This is a genomic window from Photobacterium sp. 2_MG-2023, assembly GCF_030547675.1.
Classification (GTDB): Bacteria; Pseudomonadota; Gammaproteobacteria; order Enterobacterales; family Vibrionaceae; genus Photobacterium; species Photobacterium arenosum.
Map to the genome: position 1 here is coordinate 1 of NZ_JAUOQQ010000029.1, position 19,457 is coordinate 19,457.

The window sequence follows — 19,457 nt, forward strand, 5'->3', positions numbered from 1 at the left end:
AGAGCGTACCACTTTTAGCAGTTGGCTTCCTCTTCTACACCTTCCCATGAATGTCGCACTTATTATCTGAAATCGGGGTTTTTTAGACATTTGGGGTTCTGGTTCGCTATTGGACAGACACGATTTATAACTGCTGTGCCAAATCATTGACATCAGATTAAATAAGTATTTTGAAGTTTTGAATGTTTGTATAGATTATTTTTCAACTCGTAAACTTTTCCATTCAGAGAATGAGGTTTTATCATCGTTAATGGAACCATACCTCCATCTTATCTTGGAATTCACAGGCACGGACATGACTGTCGATGTGATTTGTTGATAATTGAGATATTGCAATATCTTGCTGGCATGGAACTAAACGTCTTCTGTCCGAAATTCTATAAACTCCCGCCATGAAGAAGTTAGCTTTAGCTCTGCCCTTTCATCTTGTGTCAAAGACTCCCAGTAAGGTGTCCAGAGCCAAGTAAACCAAAAATCTATATCTCCCTGTAAACTCCCATACTCATCCGGGTTTATGTCAGGGAATGAAATCATTGGTTCTGGTGGGGATAAATGGGCATCTAAAATTGCGTTAACAATTGAGTGATCGTTCGTGATCAGATGGACTACACACCCTACGAAATCATCCAGTAAATTTAATTGAAATATTGAAGAGTCTGACCCTTTTATCTCCTGTGTCTTTCTATAGACCTCAACACTGACCTCTGGGTACTGGCTTTGTAAAATGCTCTTCAACTGAGTCAGGCATTCATTCTTAATCAGGAATAAAAGGTTATAAGCCTGTTTATTGAACGCGTTAGACAAGGTGACTTTCGGATAAGACTGATGAAAGTCCAATGTTAACGGAACAACAGGGATCTGCTGTTTCTTCTTATTAAAAATCTTTCAATAAATTTAATTTTCATAAATAAAATCTGCTATCCTGTCTGCGCCAAAATCTCCAGCCACACCAAAAAGGACTCTACCTATTGCTCCGGTAATGATGACTCCAGGACCAGTATCAATACTACACTTGGAAAGTCTGAACACAATATCACTGGAGGCCATCTCATCATAATTTGTCTATGGCATTGATTTAGCCCGTCACTAAACTAAAAAAGCACACTGTACTTCACATCAAAACCACCTAGAGTAACGGCTCACCTTGATTATCTGAACTCTGCAGCACTCGATATTTCTAAACTCATCGCTAAAAAGCAAATTCCCGAACCTGACTCAAAGTTTTGAACCTCAATTTTGGCATGGGACCATTGACGACAACTAATGTCTACAATAACCATACCTCCTAAATAACCAGTAAAGCCGTTTTCTATGATTAGGTTTGATACATTCTTAAACTTGAACCTTCGAAAACGACCTGTCCTGTCATGAGAAACCATTTCAATCGAACTATTCAGTGAGTCCCAAGGATCGATGTTATATTTGAACTCAACCAAATCTGTGTTTACGAAATCTGCAAAAAGCACTTTTTCTGACAAATTTACCTCCTGACGCATAGCGCCCAAGCTACCGACCACGTAAATGCCGAAAAAATTACGGGTATACCTATTCAATAATCAGTTATCTTAGGAGCATTTTCATCTTCAGAAGCTAATGGATTATTCATTTTTTGTGTTATTAATTGTAGATTGTCATGTTCTCTAGTTTATATGCGTTGTTCTTTGGATAAGTTTCAATACAATTACCAGAGCCATTCACCCATACTTGCTTATTGGACATCTGTGCTGATAACAACATAGATAACAAAGCTCTGTTGTAATCAGTGTCTGGTTTAAAATAATACCGACTCCCACAACTAGAATTACTGCCGCTTAGCTGAAGGATGATTTCTCCATCAACCGCAAAGAGCTGAACATTTCCACTGGCTTCCTTTCCTGAAGCTATCGCACCAGCAGATACAAAAAGTAGAAACACTGTCACAAATATTTTCATATGAAATTTCCTCACTTGATTAGAACATAGCGCATGACATGGACTCCACCCTCATCAGGTTTTGCCACACTTGGTAAGTCTTATCCTGTAGCTACCGGAGGCCACCATGTCACAATTTGTCTATGGCATTGATTTAGCCAAACATAGCTTCAGTATCCACGGTGAAGATCACCAAGGCAAGATGTTGATTCAAAAAACAATATCACGCTCAAAGGTTCTCTCGACATTTACCAATATGCCACCCGCAATGATCCGGATGGAAGCCTGCGGTGCTTCTCATTACTGGACACGGGATCTGGTGAAATTCGGTCAAATGCCAGAGACACTGCATGAAAACCAGTTAACAGACTGAATGCAGATGTACCGGACTTACGCGGCTTGCCGGACTGACAAGCCTGAACTGCAGCAAGCTGCTTTTTTATCAAACACTGAACCAGTCTGTTGCAATACTGCGAGCCCACCAGAACCTGTAAAATTTTTAAGCGAAGCCCAGAAGAACAACGTGACCAATACCCGAAAACCTGCAAACGCTCAAATTTAGCGCGGAAAACCTCGCTGCGGGTTGACCTTTTTGCTGGCGATAAAATTAGTTTATTCGCGTCTGTACTCGCAAAGACGTGCTACTTCATCTTGTGTTTCTGGTGAAAATAGCGTCAATTGTTCATCAGTTAACACGCCATAATGCTTTAAAGCTGCAATCTTCAACAATGCATTACTTCGTTTGAGATCATTAAACATCTCAGCGATGGCGTCATCTTCTTTGCTAATTAACTTCCAAAGCTCTAAATAACTCTCATGTTCCCGACCTTCTCGGTTAGATGATACTTGCTCAATACGTTGAAAGATCGTCTCGCATACCGAATTGAGCAGGTTCGCCTTGAGACCACTAAGCACTTTCCAATCATTTTCAGATACAGATGACATCTGAAGTTTCTCCTCAAGACGCTAACAACACCAACAGCGGCCAAACGTAACGAGATCCAGCCCCCAGGGGCGATGCTGCCTTTGTTTGTTATGTGCCCACTCACAATTTTCTAACCCACAGATTTGTGTGCCATTGTCATTGTGCTTCCTTACAAGACTAATACACTTAAATGCCTTGCCACATGTTACCCACTCAAGATTTGTCTACTTTATCGTTCACTATATGCACTGATTGAGCTGGCACATCACGCGACTATAGGCGCTGGCAGCACACTACCATCAAACTTCATCGCAACAGCCCTAACCACTTCAGGTCATTTGGACTGGAAACGCCACGCGTTGACAGTCTCTCTTGAGGCGTTTGCTATCTGCGAGCTTAAGATGACCACTCTCTGTTTTGAAGAACAACCCGATAACCATCAATATCCTCAAACGTTTTCCCTACAACATCCCAGTAATCGTTATAAGAAGGTACGACGACAAATCCCGCTTTCTCCATTTGTTCGCAACATTGAGCCCAAATATCCTGCTCAGGAAGATAGAATACAAGTAGGTTATCTTGCGTGGGAGCCTGCCCTACTTCCGTACCTTTATGATGAGTAAACTCTAGATGATAATGATGAAGCTCGTGACCAATGATTGAGCCATCAAAGCCATTATGATCTTCGAAAGAACCCAATAGTTTGAACCCCAAACCATTGACGTACATTTCCGTAATTTTTGCCAGATTATCCGTTGGGCGAGCGACTCTAAGTTTTGCTGATTTAGGGATCATTATCTTCTCCAATCCTTTATTTTAATAAGGCTGTCCGGGCTTGTTCAACACCCGGTTAGAAGTGTCGGCTGCGCGACACGTATCCTTATTTGTTAGGGCTCTGCTTTCGTCAAGCGAGACACGTTTATAACCTTCCCTGCATGATGACTTTCATTTTTTGACATGTAATGAAAACGCCCTTTAACTAACAGATATTTAGTGTCTGCAGGAATAATCGTAATGTATGTGTACTGAGTAGTCACAGAAGGATAAACAAATGAGAAGTCCCAATTTAATGGGAAAAAAGCTCCGCTTCCCAGATCGTTCTTAAAATTTAATTGGTGTCTTATGCTTCCCCCACCCAACTCAATTTTGTCTTCATGAGAAATACCACGAAGTTCGCAAATGAACTCTTTGATTTTAAGAGGTACAACGCCCTTATTCTCGAGAGATGCCACAACATTGAGAATGACCATACCGTCAACAGTGTCTATAACCTCGGCATCTATACCGAAATTAATGCGGGGAAAATGTTCTTCTCTCTTTCGCCATTTGAGGACTACACAATACAGCCCAAAGAGAGCTGCACTCAAGCTCACCGCTTTTCCTACATATTCAAAAAACTGGGAAATATCCATTATATACCTTTGAGCCCTAACGAATGACATGGACTCCCTCTCATCAAGCTCTGCCACACTAGGTAAGTCTGACTACGAAATTACCGGAGGCCACCATGTCACATTCTATTTATAGCATTGATTTAGCTAAAAATAGCTTCAGTATCCACGGTGAAGATCATCAAGGCAAGATCTTGATCCACAAAACAATATCACGCTCAAAAGTTCTCTCGATATTTGCCAATATCCCGCCAGCAATAATCGGGATGGAAGCCTACTGTAACCCTGCTTTTAGAGGAACCTATCAACGACTTCTGGCTGAAGGAAAACCCGAAAAAGTGACGATTATCGCCTGTGTCAGGAAGATGGTTACCATCCTCAATTCTATGTTACGCGATGACGTATTATGGAATGAAAAATCAGCATGATTTTAACGATTGACGCCAAAATCGTTTGTTATAAGCACAGTTTTACGTAAACAACAGTACTATCTAACTCACCAGATGGTAAGCGTCTTGCGTTGGCTAAATGAGCTTCAAGCTTGTAGCCACAACGATTGGCTACTGACTGACTCCTGAGGTTTGAACCAGCCATTTTTATTTCGACTCGTTGAGCCGACTTATTGATAAAGGCATATTGCTCTACCAACTCAATAGCTTCACTCACATAACCCAAACCAGTTTTTGATGTTTTCAGCCAATAGCCAATTTCAAAGTAAGGCACACTTTTGTCTCTGACAATAAAACCGATGGCACCGACAAACAGTCCAGTTTCTTTTTCGATGATATTGAACCAGAACTCATCAGTAAAGTTAGCAAAGTTATGCGCTGCTTCTTTGATATTTTGCTTAAGACTACTCTTGGTGAACTCATCTGAAACCCAAGGCAAAAATTGAGAAAGTTCAAGCCTAGATTCATCTATCACTTGATACATTGCATCAGCATATTTCAATGATGATGGAACCAATTCTAGCCTTTCACTTTCCATCTGGACTCCTGTTGATTGCACGTGCTTATAACGCTCTATTAAGGGTTTAGCAACGCAATACCCAAGCTGCCGCATGCCACCTTAATTATTTAAACCAACGCATAGTGAAAATGCCACGCGTTGCGAATCCCTCTTTAAAATTTGATTATGCGTAATTTTTGATATGCTTTGTCATTGCTGTCTCTGAGACTGATAGGCCATCAATTCTATATTGATCTTTGAACTCACCGATAATGCTAAACCCTACTTTAAGATAGAGGTTCTTTGCTGGTGTATTTTCTGACAATACACAAAGATCAAGCCATTCAATTTCTTTTTTTTCTTGGCAGTAGTTTATAACTGTATCAATGAGTCTTTGACCAAGGCCTTGCTTCCGACAAGTAGAATCTACGCCCATACCAAGTAAAACTCTATGAGAGCGGCTTTCATCACCGTGGTGACGAAGATCAATATGACCTTTTATACTTCCGGAAGGATCTTTTACAACCCAAAGTTTTCTCCAACCAAAATCTCCAAACTGATGAGAAAACCCTTGGATAAATTTTTCTTTTGTTGATTCTGGTATTTCTTTTTGCTTTCTGGACATGGGCTGGAAAAGAGGAATTTCTCCATCACCATTTTCAGACAGCTGATTTTCAAGATAAACAAAGAATGAATTTAAATCCGATTTTTTCGCTTCTACTACTTCCATCTATTACTCTGCACTCCATTAATTACGCATAACGTCCGCCTAAGGGCTGGCAACGCATTACCACCAAACTCAAACACAACAACCGAAACCATCGCTGCTCAATGGAACTGGAAACGCCACGCGTTGACAGTCCCTCTTGAGACGTTTGTTATAGCGCGGTTCCATTCACTAGTGACCAATGGTGTGGCATGAGCTCTCGAATAGTTTTAAACACTAACTGATTACTCGCTGTTGTTATTGCAGCTTTTACGTCACCACCCCAATACACTAAACGCTCTTGGCAAACACCACAAGGCGATAAAACCAATAGCTGACTCTTTTCATCTTCACGACATAGACACAACGAATGAGTTACCGCTTCATTTAATTTATGAGCTTCCAAATAAGCCCCCACTTCCATGCAAAGTGATAAGGCATCATTTTTCACGTCTGGGGCAACACTAGTCAAAACTTTTCCTGATTGGGTTCTCACAGCTGCTGCACCGCCCCACCCCGTCGGATAACGAGACTCGATTAATTTCACCGCTGCGTCATAAAGTTCTTTTTCTATTTTGTCAATTTCACCAATTCCATATTTTGAATTGCGTTATAACATTTTATTCAACGACACCATGTCGTATATCTTACTCAAACGCCTTATGCCACCCAATTTATATTCTTTGCTTTCTTAGTATTTCATGACTTACCACAAAAATCAGCGCGTATGGGCTTATGATTAAGAGACATCAATCACTTAATCAGTACAAAGAAACCTCTGGCATACCCTCAATTCCACAGAAATCGCACTCGCTTATGGATTGCCGCCTGCGCGGCAATGACAAGGTGAATGCTGAATGTCTGGCAGAAAACGCACTGCACAGCCCCCCAAAAAATCCAAGAAACCCATTCCCCCAGGGAAAAATTCAGGACGAATTTTTAGGTTGTCGGCGCCGGGAGCGCCTACAACCGCCCCGGACCACACCAAAGAACAAAAAGGGGCTTTCTGGGTACTCTTTGCCCCAACAAAGAGTACCTGGCGCGCATCGCACCATGCCAAGAAATGCACCGGACTCAAGCGCGACATACTCACCGAATCCCAAAAAATGTTACCCCGCAATAGCACTTCTGCTGCATTAGGGCGATAATCCCCCACACTCAACCCTTTAAGCAATACAAAAGTAGATCAAACACAATGACAACACAGTCAACGGTCATTATTGGACTGTACAACCCCAAAAGCCCGACGAATGTTGGCGCGGTGATGCGTGCCGCAGGCTGCTATGACGCAACACAGGTGCGCTATAACGGTAACCGCTATAACCGCGCAGCAAAATTCCACACCGATACCCACAACAGCCATGAGCGCATTGATTTGGTCGAGATGGACGATCTCACCGCCGGGTTAGCGGACGACGTAGAAATTGTCTGTGTTGAATTAGTGGTTGGCGCGACGGCACTGCCTCGCTTTACCCATCCTGAAAACGCTGTGTATGTGTTTGGCCCAGAGGACAGCTCACTGCCACAAGAGGTTGTCGATAAAGCCCATCATGTTGTGTATGTGCCCACCAATGGCTGCATGAATCTGGCTGCGACTGTCAATGTGGTCTTGTATGACAGATTAGCCAAAACACTGGGGACGATTGATGATCATCAGCAAATCGTCTCGAACCGTGACAACAAAAACAAGCTGGCCGTCAAAGGCTGCGCTTGACGTAAAAAAGGGCCATCCCATGGCCCTTTCTGTTTCATCGCACCGTCTAATCCGGCATACATTGCCAGAACAAGGTCGACAATGGCGGCAAATCAATCATCAGCACTTCACTACCCGATGCCTCGTCCCAGACGGTGTTCACCGTTTGTTCTACCGGCATCCCGCTGCCCCAGTAATGACTGTCATCACTATTGAGCACTAACCGATACTGACCCGCCTGAGGGACAGGTATGAGATAGTGTTGCCGGGCTACAGGGGTGAAGTTACTGACCACCAGCACCTTGTCGCCATTGCGGGCGAAACGCTCATGTGCGATCACACTGCGGGACGCATCATTCTGCACACACCAGGCAAAGCCGGAAGTATCACAATCCAGTTCATACAAAGCCGGGGTTGACTGATACAGGGCATTTAACGCCCGCACTAAACGCTGTACGCCGGTATGGCGGTCATACTGCAGGTAATGCCACTCCAGCACCCCATCGTGATTCCACTCCGCACTCTGGGCGATCTCGGCTCCCATAAAGTTCAGCTTTTTACCGGGCTGGCCATACATATACGCCATGTAGGCACGCAGATTGGCCGTTTGCTGCCATTCATCGCCCGGCATTTTATTCCGCAGCGAACCTTTGCCATAGACGACTTCATCGTGCGACAGCGAGAGCACGTAGTTCTCGCTAAAGGCGTATACCAAAGGAAAAGTCAGCGTATCGTGATGGTACTGTCGGTGAATCGGATCCTTGCGGATATAGCTCAGGCTGTCGTGCATCCAGCCCATATTCCATTTGAACCCAAACCCCAGCCCGCCTTCATAGGTTGGCCGTGAGACACCGGGAAAACTGGTCGACTCTTCCGCAATCGTCATGGCATTGGGATACAGGCGGTACACTTCTTCATTCATCCAGCGCAATAAACTGACCGCGTCATGGTTGATATTGCCGCCTTCGGCATTGGGTATCCACTCCCCTGGTTGTCGGGAGTAATCCAGATACAACATAGATGCGACAGCATCGACCCGCAGGCCGTCGATATGAAAATGCTCAAACCAGTACAGGGCATTGGCGACCAGAAAACGGCGCACGTGCTCTCGGCCATAGTCGTAGATATAGCTCTGCCAGTCCTGATGCCAGCCGCGACGCGGATCCGGATCATGGAACAAGGCGGTGCCGTCAAAAAAGGCCAGGCCGTGATCATCGGCAGGGAAATGTGCCGGCACCCAGTCAAGAATCACGCCTAACCCGGCCTGATGGCACTGGTCGACGAAATACTTGAAATCATCCGGCGAGCCATAGCGACTGGTCGGGGCAAACAGCCCCACCGGCTGATAGCCCCAGGAGCCGTAAAAAGGATGTTCCGCCACTGGCATCAGCTCAACATGGGTGTATCCCATATCCGTCAGGTACGGGATCAGCTCTGCCGCCAACTGCCGGTAGCTCAGGCTCTCACCGGATGCCTGCCGCCGCCACGAGCCCAGATGCAGTTCATAAATAGAAAGCGGTTGCTCATGCTTAGCTGTCACCTGACGCTGCTGCCACGATGAGTCCCGCCAATGATAACGGCTGTGATCATAGACTCTGGATGCAAATGACGGATACTGCTCGGCCTGATAGCCCCAGGGATCGGCCTTGTGAGGCAGGCTGTTGCCCGCATGATCGCGCAGCTCAAATTTATAGCGTTCACCGGCTGCCAGACCGTCGACAAAACAGCCCCAGTATCCTTGCTCCAGCGCGGATAAAGGGTGGCTGCGACTGTCCCAGTGATTAAAATCGCCCACCACGCTCACCGCCGAGGCATTAGGCGCATACACCAGAAAACGTACGCCGGAGATCGGTGAGCCGCCGGTTTCAAGCGTTAACAGTTGCGCACCCATATGGTGATACTGGCTTGAGGGGTGAGCCTGTTCAGCCAGATCCGGCAACCAGTCTTTGATCTTTACATGTCCGGCGCTCACGATTTACTCCTGCTTCTCGGCAGCCTGGCGGCGTATATCCGTCAACCGCTTAGTCAGATCCATGATGTCCTGACGGTTAAACAAGTCTTCAAGATTCACCGACAGCTTGCGGCGCCAGTTCGGATACTCATCTACCGTGCCCGGAATATTGACCGGCTTATCCATTTCCAGCCAGTCTTCCAGCTGCAGGCTGAGCAATGCGCTGGAACCCGCGGCAAGATGCAACTGCAGCGCTTCGGCCAGAGTACGGTCCATAGGCACATACTGAGCATCACGGCCGACATTGTGCGGCAGGAAGCCATGCCAGTTGACGCTGTCCAGAATGCGCTGTTTGCTCTCGGCACGGCTGTCGAACAATCCCTGCAGTTGCTGCTCATCCGGGTACAAACCCAGATCACGCCCGAGCTTGAGATCGTCACAATGCCAGAAGCCTCTTAAGGTCGGCATATCGTGGGTACACAGGGCCGACATAGACTGAGCGGTATAATGCGACGGCGAATAATAGCCACCGTCTTCAGCGGTTTCGAAGAAAAACACCTTATAAGAGTGAATACCGGCGCTCGCCAGTTTATCGACAATTTCATCAGGCACTGTACCCAGGTCTTCACCAATCACGGTGCATTGATGGCGGTGACTTTCCAGCGCGAGAATAGCCATCAGATCATCGACCGGATAGTACATATAAGCACCTTGTTTGGCCGATTCGCCTTTTGGAATCCACCACAAGCGAAGCAGACCCAGTACATGATCGATACGCAGCGCACCGCAATGGCGCATATTGGCACACAGCAATTCAATGAACGGCTGATAGGCGGTTTTACGCAAAGCCTGCGGGTTAAACGGTGGTAATCCCCAGTTCTGTCCCAGCGGGCCCAGAATATCCGGCGGCGCACCAACGCTGACACCCTGGCACAGCGCATCATGATCTGCCCAGGTTTCGGCGCCGGAATCGCATACTCCGACGGCCAGATCCCGGTAAAGCCCCATGACCATGCCTTTCTCTTCGGCAAGTTGCTGCGCTTCAGCCAGCTGGGTATCTGCCAGCCACTGGAGGTACATATACAGCTGAACCTGCTCTGGATGCGCAGCGATAAACTGTTTTACCGCGGCGTTATCGAAGTGACGATACTGCTCAGGAAAAACCGGCCAGCCCCAGGTTTGATCGTGCTGATTTTTCAGCTCGGCATGGAGTGCATCAAACGCGGCCTGGTGCAGCAGGCTTTCACCGCCGTTTTCAACGAAATCAAGAAACTGTCGGCCACGGGCGGTCAGTGATGCCAGATGACGCTGCTGAAAGGTGTGAAACAGCATTGGCAACACAGTCATTTTCAGGCATGCCACTTCACTGTAATTGACCCAGTTACTGTCACGGGCCGCCACCAGGCGCTGCTGGAATTCGTCACTGCCCACTAATTGCAACGCCTCATCACACTGGGCAAATTCCGAGACGGAACACACATCAATGTAGATAATGTTCAGCCAGCGGCGGGAAGACGGACTGTACGGGCTGGCACCTTCCGGATTGGCCGGAAACAAAGAATGGATCGGGTTCAGGCCGACAAAATCGCCGCCACGAGAGGCAATATCAGACACCAGATGCTTGAGATCGCCAAAATCGCCGATACCCCAGTTATGACCGGTACGCACTGAATACAGCTGGACACTGGCGCCCCAGAGCTTCTTGCCCTTATCCAGTGCCGGCTGCTTATAACAAGCCGTGGGGGTGACAATCAGTGTCATCTCATAGGGTGACTGACGGCGTTTACGGAAAATCTCAAGCCTGTGATAGCCCAGCGCAAGATCTGGCAGCGCAAACGTCATACCGCCGCCCTGCTCACGGTCATCTGTCACCAACTGCGACTGCAGCCAGCCTTCCATGACTTCACCCTGTTCCGTTTCCAGCCGCCAGCTGAAATCGCTGATACGGGCACTGCGTCCCAAAGTCAGTTCGATATGCACAGGTTCACCGCGGTGGACGACTTTCACCGGGGCCAGCACTTCTCTCGGCTGTAATCTGGCCGCTGAGGATTCCAGCGCCTGATCACTGCTGGTATCGTAACCCAGTGCGCTCAGTAACCGGCTCAGTGTCTCAGTACTTACAGATGTTTCCGCCCCCCAGGCACTGATGTAGCTGTCAGCCAGCCCGGCCTGTCTGGCAATCTCTTTCACAACCTTTTCTGTTCTCATTCTTCTTCTCCGTGACACGGTTAAGGCTGACTGTCTCTCCCACAAATTCAGCCTATGTCACTACTTACAATAACGCCGGGACTACACAGCCCCGGCAAAAATATCAGCGTTTTACCGCTTTTAGTTGCCAAATGTTCTCTACATAATCGCGAATACTGCGGTCCGAGCTGAACTTGCCGACCAGTGCGGTATTGAGTATCGCTTTTCGCGCCCAACCGGCTTTATCCCGGTAAGCGTGGTCAATGCGTTCCTGCGCCGTGACGTAATCCGCGAAATCGGCCAGCACCAGATACGGATCGCCCCCTTCCAGCAGGTTGTGTCGAATGCCTGCCAGTGCGTCAGGCTCACCCGGTGTAAAGGTATCGCCCAGCAGCAGATCCAGCGAGGCTTTCAGCAGACTGTCAGACTCGTAGTAACGGGTTGGCTGATAGCCTTTCTGAACCAGTTCCATGACTTCGTCCACCAGCAAACCGAAGATAAAGATATTGTCATCGCCGACTTCTTCACGGATCTCGACATTAGCGCCGTCCATGGTGCCGACAGTCAGCGCACCGTTCAGGGCCAGTTTCATATTTCCGGTGCCGGAGGCTTCTTTACCGGCCGTCGAGATTTGCTCCGACACATCCGCAGCCGGGATGATGATCTCCGCCAGACTGACACGATAATCAGGAATGAAGACCACTTTCAGCTTGCCGGCAAGACGCGGATCATTGTTCACTTTGTCTGCCACTTTGTTGATGGCATAAATGATGTCTTTCGCCAGCGCGTAACCCGGCGCGGCTTTGGCCGCGAAAATGAACACCCGCGGCTGCATATCAAACTTAGGATCATTGAGCAGACGGTGATAGAGCGACAAAATATGCACCAGATTCAGGTGCTGGCGTTTATATTCATGAAGTCGCTTAATCTGCACATCGAAGATGGCATCTGTGGTAAGCGTAATCCCCATGTTGTCGGACACCCAATCGGCCAGACGCTGTTTGTTGGCCTTCTTCACTGCCATGAAAGCGTGCTGGAACTCGGCATCATCGGCAAAGTCAGCCAGTGACGACAGTTGTTCCAGCTTAGCCGGCCAGTCTGTGCCGATTTTTTCATCTATCAGTGCGCTCAGTGCCGGGTTACAGAATTTCAGCCAGCGACGCGGGGTCACACCGTTAGTGACGTTCTGAAGTTTACCCGGATACAGTGCGTCGAACTCAGGGAAAAGGTCACGCTTGACCAGCTCCGAGTGCAGCGCTGCCACCCCGTTCACCGCATAACCGCCAATCACACACAGGTTTGCCATGCGCACCATACGCTGGTTGCCTTCCTGAATGACAGACAGTTTACGCTTCACCTCATCATTGCCCGGCCATTTTTCCTCGACCAGATCCATGAATCTGTGGTTGATCTCAAAGATGATCTCTAAGTGACGCGGTAACAAATTGGCGAGCAGTGATTCGCTCCAGGTTTCCAGCGCTTCCGGCAGCAAGGTATGGTTGGTGTAGGCAAAGACTGAATTACAGACAGACCAGGCATCGTCCCAGCTCATGTAGTGCTCATCCAGCAGAATACGCATCAGTTCGGGAATCGCGATTGTCGGGTGGGTGTCGTTCAGCTGAATCGTTTCCAGCTTGGCCAGGTCTTCAATCGCATGGCCTGCGGCCAGATGACGACGCAGAATATCAGCCACCGAGCAGGCGCAGTGGAAATACTGCTGCATCAGGCGCAAGGTTTTACCCTGCTCATGATTGTCATTCGGGTACAGCACTTTCGTGACACTACCAGCCTGAATCGCCGCCTGCTGCGCCGCGATGTAATCGCCGTCGTTAAACAGCGCCAGATCAAACGGTGCCGGCGCACGGCACTCCCACAAGCGCAAAGGATAAACGCTGTTATTCTGATAACCGATAATCGGCAGATCCCAGGCGATCCCGTCTACTTGCATACCCGGCACCCAGCGGCGACGCTCTGCGCCAGCGTCATCGGTGTACACCTCGACATGGCCATACAAGCCGACTTTCTGGTTCAGCTCCGGACGCAAAACTTCCCAGGGATAGCCTTCCTGACCTCGCCATGCATCCGGGGCTTCCATCTGGCGGCCATGATCAAAGGATTGCCTGAACAACCCGTACTCATAGTGCAAACCATAACCCACAGCCGGAAACTCCTGCGCGGCCAGTGAGTCCATAAAACATGCCGCCAACCGGCCCAGCCCGCCATTACCAAGCGCAGGATCGCGCTCTTCTTCCAGCAAATCTGTCAGGTTCTGACCAAGCGCAGCCATGGCGCCGGAAACCTGCTCATACAAGCCCAGACTGATCAGATTGTTACCGGTCAGACGACCAATCAAAAATTCCAGTGAGAGGTAATTCACGCTGCGGCAGGATTGGTCAGATAACTGCTGCTCGGTTTCAATGAGGTTGCCTGTGCTTATGTCTGCCAGTGCACGGCTCATGGCCAGATACCAATGGCGTGACGTCGCTGTCGCTGGTGTCTGCGCATAGGTAACCAGAAGATGTTGCTCAACCGAAGCCTGAAAAGCCGCCTTATCAAAGGTAGGCACCTTGGTTTGCGTTTGCATCATTCGTTTCTCGCTGTCGGGTTGTAATTGTAGAAAAGGAAAAACTGTTAAGGCTAATGCTGCCTGCGCGGTACTTGAAAAACATCATCCCATGCTGTGGAGGCAGAGGGAGGAGCACGAGGGCGTAGTGATCAGTTCGCGAGAATAGTGTGACAAGCCGCTGACTTTTCGGGGGCTTCACCGCTGCGGTTCCGATGTTTATCACAAATATCGCTGGCAATGCGCTTGTACAGGGAAGTAATAAAAATAACTGTACAGGTTATGGAAATGTGACCGACCCCTTATTTATGGGGATGAGAGGTATAACAACTGATGATTTAGTGAGTAACTCGGGTAATGATAAATGCGCCTGCACAATCATTCATCACAATAAAGATTAATCAGAATTATGTGGATACCTTCAAAGCTTACCCGTCCCGGACGGTTACACAATGCGATTATGCGTCCCAGACTGCTGGACCTGTTGCACCAGGCCCCCTCATACCGCCTGGTGCTTTTCCGTTCGCCTGCGGGCTATGGCAAAACCACCATGGCTTCTCAATGGCTGAATGAGCATCCGCATACTGGCTGGATTAACCTAGATGACAGTGATAATGATACCTTCCGCTTCGCGAATTACCTGTTACAGGCCCTCAATAAAGCCACAAAAGACGCCTGTCTGAAAACCAGGGCGATGGCGGAGCGCCGGCAATTCGCCTGCCTGAATACCCTGTTCAATGAATTATTTGCCGAACTGCAGGATTATCCGCACCAGACCTATCTGGTTCTGGATGACTATCATGTCATCAATAACGAAGACATACATGACGGTATGCGTTTCTTCCTGAAAAACATGCCGGATGAACTGACTTTGGTCGTCACCAGCCGCAGCCTGCCGCCATTGGGGACAGCAAACCTGAGGGTCAGAGATCTGCTGATCGAAGTCGATCATGAATGGCTGGCCTTTGATGAAGAAGAAACCACGCGATTTTTCAGCAAACGTGTTGCCAATGAGATCGAAACCAGTGCACTCAGCAGTCTTCGTGCTCAGGTGGAAGGCTGGCCCTCTGCCTTGCAGCTGATTGCCCTGCATGCGCAGCAAAAGCCGAACCATCTGATTGAATCGGCGCTGTCTCTGGCCAACTTTAATCGCAGCCACCTTTGGGACTACCTGGCTGAAGAAGTCTTTGATTTACTCGATGAAGATACGAGATCCTTCCTGCTGCAATGTTCTGTGCTGGATATGTTTAACGCTGAACTGGTGATTGATTTAACCGGGCGCAGCGATGCACTGGTGAAGCTGGAGTACCTGAACCGATACGGACTCTTTATCACCCCGCTGGAAGGGGCAGATAACTGGTACAGATTCCATCACCTCTTTGCTGAATTTCTGCGCCACAAACGCCACTCGCATATTCCTGAACAACGAAAGGATTTGCATAACAAAGCGGCGAAAGCCTGGCTGAATCAAAGCAGCCCGCAGCAAGCGCTTTACCATGTGCGAAAAAGCAACAATCAGCCGATGATGGTCTCTATTCTCAGCGATCATGGCTGGAGTATGTTTCACCACGGAGAACTCAAACTGCTGGAAGAATGCATAGCAACGTTAGATCGCAGCATGCTCTTTAGCAGCCCGCGCCTGATCCTGCTCAGACTCTGGCTGGTTCAAAGCCAGCACAGGTATAACGAAGTGGGCGATCTGATTGCGGAATCTGAAGCTGAAATGCAAAGTAATAATATCAGTTTCAATGATGCCCTTCAGGGAGAATTCAATGCGCTACGTGCGCAGGTTGCGATTAATCAAAGCAAACCTGAGGAAGCCTTATTGCTCTCTGAGCAGGCTCTGGGACAATTGCCGGCCAACACCTATCGCAGCCGCATCGTCGCCACCTCTGTGGTGGGTGAAGTCCATCACTGCCTCGGCAATCTGAGCCGTGCGCTTCCTATGATGCAGCAGACTGAAAAAATGGCGCGCCAATACCATGTGTATCATCAGGCGCTCTGGGCCTTATTGCAGCAAAGTGAAATACTGCTGGCGCAGGGCTCAGTACAGCCCGCCTTTGAATTGTTGGAACAAGGATTCAAGTTAGTCCGTGAACAGCAATTACAGCAGGTCCCCATGCATGAATTTCTGCTGCGTCTGAAGTCGCAAATACTCTGGTGCTGGAACCGGCTTGATGAAGCAGAAGAAGCAGCACTGAAAAGCCTGGATGTGCTGGCCCCCTATGATGACACTAAATCCCTGCAGGCCTACTCTATGCTGGCCAGAATTGCTATCACCCGGGGTGAACAGGACAAAGCCGCCCGGTATCTGCAACGCTGTAATGACCTCATGGAAACCGCGGATTTCCACATAGACTGGCGCGCTAATACTGATGTCGCCAATCTGCTTTACTGGCAGCAAACCAAAGAGCTGGAGAGTGTCCGCCACTGGTTATCACAGGCAGAACAGCCGGAAGGCGCCTGCAACCATTTCCAGCAGCAACAATGGCGCAATCTGGCCATGGCGCACCTGATGCTGGGGCAGATTGACGAGGCCCAGCATATTCTCAGCATGCTGCTGGACAGTTGCGATAAGCATCATTTGATAACCGACAGAAACCGTAACCTGATCCTTCAGGCCGTGATCAGGAAAAAAGCCGGTGATCGCAACGCCGCGTTAACCCACCTTGCCGAAGCACTGCGGCTGACCAACAGCACAGGCATGGTCGGCAACTTCCTGATTGCAGCCGAAGACATTCAGGACTTACTGCAAGAACTGATTGATGAAAAACTATTAAACGAGTTGTCGCAACACAGGGCACGTCAGTTACTGCGTGAAATGAACAGTAAAGAGCGCCATCGGCTGGTCCATTTTGATGAAGCTTTTGTGGAAAAGTTGCTCAATTTACCTGACTTGCCCGAGCTGATTAGAACCAGTCCGCTGACACAAAGGGAATGGCAGGTGCTGGGGTTAATTTATACCGGTTACAGCAACGAGCAGATTGCTTCTGAACTGGACGTAGCCGCTACGACGATAAAAACGCACATTCGTAATCTGTATCAGAAGCTCAACATCGCTAACCGCAGCGAAGCCATTGAAACCGCTCAGGAACTGCTTAGCCTGATGGGTTACCAGGCATCTTGATACTCAGGTATTAAACAGGGGGAGGCTCTCCTCCCCCACAACTCATCCCCGGCTCTTTTTTGCAGACAATCAGCGTTCAAGCAGATCTGCTGTCGTGACCGCCTTAATCTTGGTTGGAAAACTATCGGCTGCCGACAGCACAAAGGTATGATGCTGCCGGATCAACTCGCCGGAAGCATACGGCTTGTCATGGGTTGTATGCGCATCAGACACTAATTCAATCTCATAACCCAGCACTGCCGCACGCCGCGTGGTGGTATCCACACAAAAATCCGTCGCGTAACCGCAGACGACAAGCTGTTCGATTTCAAGGCGATCCAAGGTGGTTTTCAGTACCGTATCATGGAAGGCGTCCGGCGTCGTTTTACGTACAAAAACATCGCCTTGTGCGGTGATCAGATCGTTATGCAACTGCCAGCCTTCGCTCTGATAGGCTATCTCGGTATCTGGCTCTTCATGCTGAACAACAATCACAGGCAAGGCTTTCTCTCTGGCCCATGTGGTGAGCTGATTAATCCGTGCAACCACGGCATCTGCTTCAAATGGCTGAGGCTCAGGTTCAAAGCAGATACGCTGTACGTCGATAACCAGAACGGCTGTTTTCATCGTGTGTCCTTACATTATTGTGTGGTGGAGAGAATGTCAGTGATAGTCAGTCAACAAATGCACAATATGCAGTTAAACCCTTAAATTAACAATCCTGATGTCGCTATTAACCTCCGGCTAGTTCAACTTTTTCGAACGATCTATTCACTTCGGCACTCTGGTACTGCGCCATGGTCAAAGTAAGATGAAGGCATGGGAAAGGCATTCGCTGCAAGAAGGGGAGTCAGTATGTTTCACGCTCACGTGTATTTTGATTTACCACAACTGGATTTAGCTGAGCAGGTGCGCCAGCGCATCATTGCAGAAAGAAAAGCCGATATTCTGGCGATTTACCCGCTGGTGCCACGCTTGGTAGGCCCACACGACAAACCGATGTTTGAAATGCATTTTGCCGATAACCAGACAGGCTTTATTGACTGGCTGGATCAGCACAGAGAAGGTCTGTCTGTACTGATCCACCCGGTATCAGAAAATGAGCTCAATGATCACACAATTCATGCTCGCTGGCTGGGTAAACAATTACCCGTGCACACTGAGATTTTTACAGCTCAACGGTAATCTTTTCCGCCAGAGACATAGCCAGGTTATTGTCGTAGTACGCCGCTTCATTAATGAAATGCGGGTAAGCTTCATAATCGCCGTCCCAGCAAATCTCACTGCCGTCAAACAGGGTAAAGATAGGATCGCCGCCATGCAGAGGTCTGAAATCGTTATCCTGTACATTTTTATGCACCATGCCGATTCGCTCGCCTTGCGCGTTTTCTGGCAGTTTTAAGGTTTCTGTGTAACGGAATGCTTCATAGGTCGGGGGCAGTTCCGGCAATTGGCCTTTGTTATACAGATCGACATAATCCAGGATATGGCCTGTCATTGTCTCCATCCAATCCAGCACATCCTGGCGAATGACAGATTGCGGCTGAGGGCCAATCTCAACAATCACACCCTGCTCTGCAATAGAGCAGACAAACTTATGCTCAGCCAGTGGAATTTGATCTTCAAAGACCACTACAGCTTCAGGCATGTGTGCTTTAACATACGCGCCCATTCGAATATTGAAATCATCCGATTGCAGCACTATTAACGTAGGCCCCATGTTGCTGGTTGTATTGTGTAAATCAATGATGAAATCTGTTTTGGCATCCCCTTTTGGCCCCAAAACCGCATTCATGACCTTTGCCCTGCTTTGCTCGTAGTTCGCCAGCTCAGGGTTGGCCAGATCTTCTACCGCAAACTGACGGTTCAGATCGCTGTCAAGGTAGCGTTTATTCTCTTCGTGCGCTTTGGGATTAGCAAACAGAGTCTGCGTAGTGAAGCTCTCTCGGGTAATGCGACTGGCATCTTGTTGCCATTTGCGCAGCAAATAAATACCGCTGAATTCATTACCGTGAGTACCGCCCACAACGGCTACAGAATTAATGCTTTTCATCCTTATCATCACCACTTGGATTA

General features: G+C 48.4%; 16 protein-coding genes and 2 pseudogenes. 5 read left to right on the forward strand and 13 right to left on the reverse strand.

What is annotated here, in order from left to right; all coding sequences use genetic code 11:
- Positions 1-1,148: 1,148 nt before the first annotated feature.
- Complete coding sequence (locus tag Q4491_RS18745) at positions 1,149-1,478, reverse strand: hypothetical protein (RefSeq protein ID WP_303459814.1); 330 nt, start codon at positions 1,476-1,478, stop codon at positions 1,149-1,151.
- Between the two features lie 139 nt (positions 1,479-1,617).
- Positions 1,618-1,932, reverse strand: a complete 315-nt coding sequence (locus Q4491_RS18750; RefSeq protein ID WP_303459816.1) for a hypothetical protein — start codon at positions 1,930-1,932, stop codon at positions 1,618-1,620.
- Between the two features lie 106 nt (positions 1,933-2,038).
- Here Q4491_RS18750 and Q4491_RS18755 point away from each other — a divergent pair, with 106 nt between their 5' ends.
- On the forward strand, positions 2,039-2,284 hold the full coding sequence (locus Q4491_RS18755) for a hypothetical protein (protein ID WP_303459818.1): 246 nt from the start codon (positions 2,039-2,041) through the stop codon (positions 2,282-2,284).
- Positions 2,285-2,523: 239 nt separating this feature from the next.
- Here Q4491_RS18755 and Q4491_RS18760 read toward each other — a convergent pair whose 3' ends face one another.
- The 3 genes from Q4491_RS18760 to Q4491_RS18770 form a co-directional block, all read right to left on the reverse strand.
- Positions 2,524-2,856, reverse strand: a complete 333-nt coding sequence (locus Q4491_RS18760; RefSeq protein WP_303459820.1) for a hypothetical protein — start codon at positions 2,854-2,856, stop codon at positions 2,524-2,526.
- Positions 2,857-3,232: 376 nt separating this feature from the next.
- A complete protein-coding gene (locus Q4491_RS18765) occupies positions 3,233-3,631 on the reverse strand; it encodes a VOC family protein (RefSeq protein ID WP_303459822.1) in 399 nt (132 codons plus the stop codon).
- 92 nt (positions 3,632-3,723) lie between these two features.
- Positions 3,724-4,248, reverse strand: a complete 525-nt coding sequence (locus Q4491_RS18770; protein WP_303459823.1) for a hypothetical protein — start codon at positions 4,246-4,248, stop codon at positions 3,724-3,726.
- Between the two features lie 260 nt (positions 4,249-4,508).
- Between Q4491_RS18770 and Q4491_RS18775 the strand changes: the two are divergent.
- Positions 4,509-4,655 (forward strand): annotated as a pseudogene (locus Q4491_RS18775) (IS110 family transposase); the annotation flags it as partial.
- A gap of 28 nt (positions 4,656-4,683) precedes the next feature.
- Here the strand turns inward: Q4491_RS18775 and Q4491_RS18780 are convergent.
- The 3 genes from Q4491_RS18780 to Q4491_RS18795 all read right to left on the reverse strand — a co-directional run bounded on the left by Q4491_RS18780 (position 4,684) and on the right by Q4491_RS18795 (position 6,464).
- A complete protein-coding gene (locus Q4491_RS18780; RefSeq protein WP_303459824.1) occupies positions 4,684-5,214 on the reverse strand; it encodes a GNAT family N-acetyltransferase in 531 nt (176 codons plus the stop codon).
- A 145-nt stretch (positions 5,215-5,359) separates the two neighbouring features.
- Positions 5,360-5,905 carry a GNAT family N-acetyltransferase gene (locus tag Q4491_RS18790; RefSeq protein ID WP_303459826.1) on the reverse strand — a complete coding sequence of 182 codons (546 nt, stop codon included), beginning with the start codon at positions 5,903-5,905 and terminating at the stop codon, positions 5,360-5,362.
- 148 nt (positions 5,906-6,053) lie between these two features.
- Positions 6,054-6,464 carry a cytidine deaminase gene (locus Q4491_RS18795; RefSeq protein WP_303459896.1) on the reverse strand — a complete coding sequence of 137 codons (411 nt, stop codon included), beginning with the start codon at positions 6,462-6,464 and terminating at the stop codon, positions 6,054-6,056.
- A 612-nt stretch (positions 6,465-7,076) separates the two neighbouring features.
- Here Q4491_RS18795 and Q4491_RS18800 point away from each other — a divergent pair.
- On the forward strand, positions 7,077-7,595 hold the full coding sequence (locus Q4491_RS18800) for an RNA methyltransferase (RefSeq protein ID WP_303459828.1): 519 nt from the start codon (positions 7,077-7,079) through the stop codon (positions 7,593-7,595).
- A gap of 46 nt (positions 7,596-7,641) precedes the next feature.
- Here the strand turns inward: Q4491_RS18800 and glgB are convergent.
- The 3 genes and pseudogenes from glgB to Q4491_RS18815 form a co-directional block, all read right to left on the reverse strand.
- Positions 7,642-9,486 (reverse strand): annotated as a pseudogene (gene glgB, locus Q4491_RS18805) (1,4-alpha-glucan branching protein GlgB); the annotation flags it as partial.
- A 63-nt stretch (positions 9,487-9,549) separates the two neighbouring features.
- Positions 9,550-11,733 (reverse strand): 4-alpha-glucanotransferase, encoded by a 2,184-nt coding sequence (gene malQ / locus Q4491_RS18810; protein ID WP_303459830.1) that lies wholly within the window; start codon positions 11,731-11,733, stop codon positions 9,550-9,552.
- Positions 11,734-11,836: 103 nt separating this feature from the next.
- Positions 11,837-14,299, reverse strand: coding sequence for a glycogen/starch/alpha-glucan phosphorylase (locus Q4491_RS18815; protein ID WP_303459831.1), 2,463 nt, complete (start codon positions 14,297-14,299; stop codon positions 11,837-11,839).
- A 385-nt stretch (positions 14,300-14,684) separates the two neighbouring features.
- Between Q4491_RS18815 and malT the strand changes: the two genes are divergently transcribed.
- Positions 14,685-17,402 (forward strand): HTH-type transcriptional regulator MalT, encoded by a 2,718-nt coding sequence (gene malT / locus Q4491_RS18820; protein ID WP_303459833.1) that lies wholly within the window; start codon positions 14,685-14,687, stop codon positions 17,400-17,402.
- A gap of 69 nt (positions 17,403-17,471) precedes the next feature.
- Here the strand turns inward: malT and Q4491_RS18825 are convergent, their stop codons facing one another.
- Positions 17,472-18,008, reverse strand: a complete 537-nt coding sequence (locus Q4491_RS18825; protein ID WP_303459835.1) for a cysteine hydrolase family protein — start codon at positions 18,006-18,008, stop codon at positions 17,472-17,474.
- 228 nt (positions 18,009-18,236) lie between these two features.
- Here Q4491_RS18825 and Q4491_RS18830 point away from each other — a divergent pair, with 228 nt between their 5' ends.
- Complete coding sequence (locus tag Q4491_RS18830) at positions 18,237-18,566, forward strand: DOPA 4,5-dioxygenase family protein (protein WP_237795037.1); 330 nt, start codon at positions 18,237-18,239, stop codon at positions 18,564-18,566.
- On the opposite strand, the gene Q4491_RS18835 is transcribed toward Q4491_RS18830, so the two are convergent.
- On the reverse strand, positions 18,550-19,434 hold the full coding sequence (locus tag Q4491_RS18835) for an aspartoacylase (RefSeq protein WP_237795036.1): 885 nt from the start codon (positions 19,432-19,434) through the stop codon (positions 18,550-18,552). The two genes, Q4491_RS18830 and Q4491_RS18835, sit on opposite strands and share 17 nt — an antisense overlap.
- Positions 19,435-19,457: the final 23 nt, after the last annotated feature.

Bases quoted from the DNA above. Each gene is read 5' to 3' on its own strand.
- Q4491_RS18750 (WP_303459816.1), bottom strand. From the start codon at position 1,932: ATGAAAATATTTGTGACAGTGTTTCTACTTTTTGTATCTGCTGGTGCG.
- Q4491_RS18755 (WP_303459818.1), top strand. From the start codon at position 2,039: ATGTCACAATTTGTCTATGGCATTGATTTAGCCAAACATAGCTTCAGT.
- Q4491_RS18760 (WP_303459820.1), bottom strand. From the start codon at position 2,856: ATGTCATCTGTATCTGAAAATGATTGGAAAGTGCTTAGTGGTCTCAAG.
- Q4491_RS18765 (WP_303459822.1), bottom strand. From the start codon at position 3,631: ATGATCCCTAAATCAGCAAAACTTAGAGTCGCTCGCCCAACGGATAAT.
- Q4491_RS18770 (WP_303459823.1), bottom strand. From the start codon at position 4,248: ATGGATATTTCCCAGTTTTTTGAATATGTAGGAAAAGCGGTGAGCTTG.
- Q4491_RS18780 (WP_303459824.1), bottom strand. From the start codon at position 5,214: ATGGAAAGTGAAAGGCTAGAATTGGTTCCATCATCATTGAAATATGCT.
- Q4491_RS18790 (WP_303459826.1), bottom strand. From the start codon at position 5,905: ATGGAAGTAGTAGAAGCGAAAAAATCGGATTTAAATTCATTCTTTGTT.
- Q4491_RS18800 (WP_303459828.1), top strand. From the start codon at position 7,077: ATGACAACACAGTCAACGGTCATTATTGGACTGTACAACCCCAAAAGC.
- malQ (WP_303459830.1), bottom strand. From the start codon at position 11,733: ATGAGAACAGAAAAGGTTGTGAAAGAGATTGCCAGACAGGCCGGGCTG.
- Q4491_RS18815 (WP_303459831.1), bottom strand. From the start codon at position 14,299: ATGATGCAAACGCAAACCAAGGTGCCTACCTTTGATAAGGCGGCTTTT.
- malT (WP_303459833.1), top strand. From the start codon at position 14,685: ATGTGGATACCTTCAAAGCTTACCCGTCCCGGACGGTTACACAATGCG.
- Q4491_RS18825 (WP_303459835.1), bottom strand. From the start codon at position 18,008: ATGAAAACAGCCGTTCTGGTTATCGACGTACAGCGTATCTGCTTTGAA.
- Q4491_RS18830 (WP_237795037.1), top strand. From the start codon at position 18,237: ATGTTTCACGCTCACGTGTATTTTGATTTACCACAACTGGATTTAGCT.
- Q4491_RS18835 (WP_237795036.1), bottom strand. From the start codon at position 19,434: ATGAAAAGCATTAATTCTGTAGCCGTTGTGGGCGGTACTCACGGTAAT.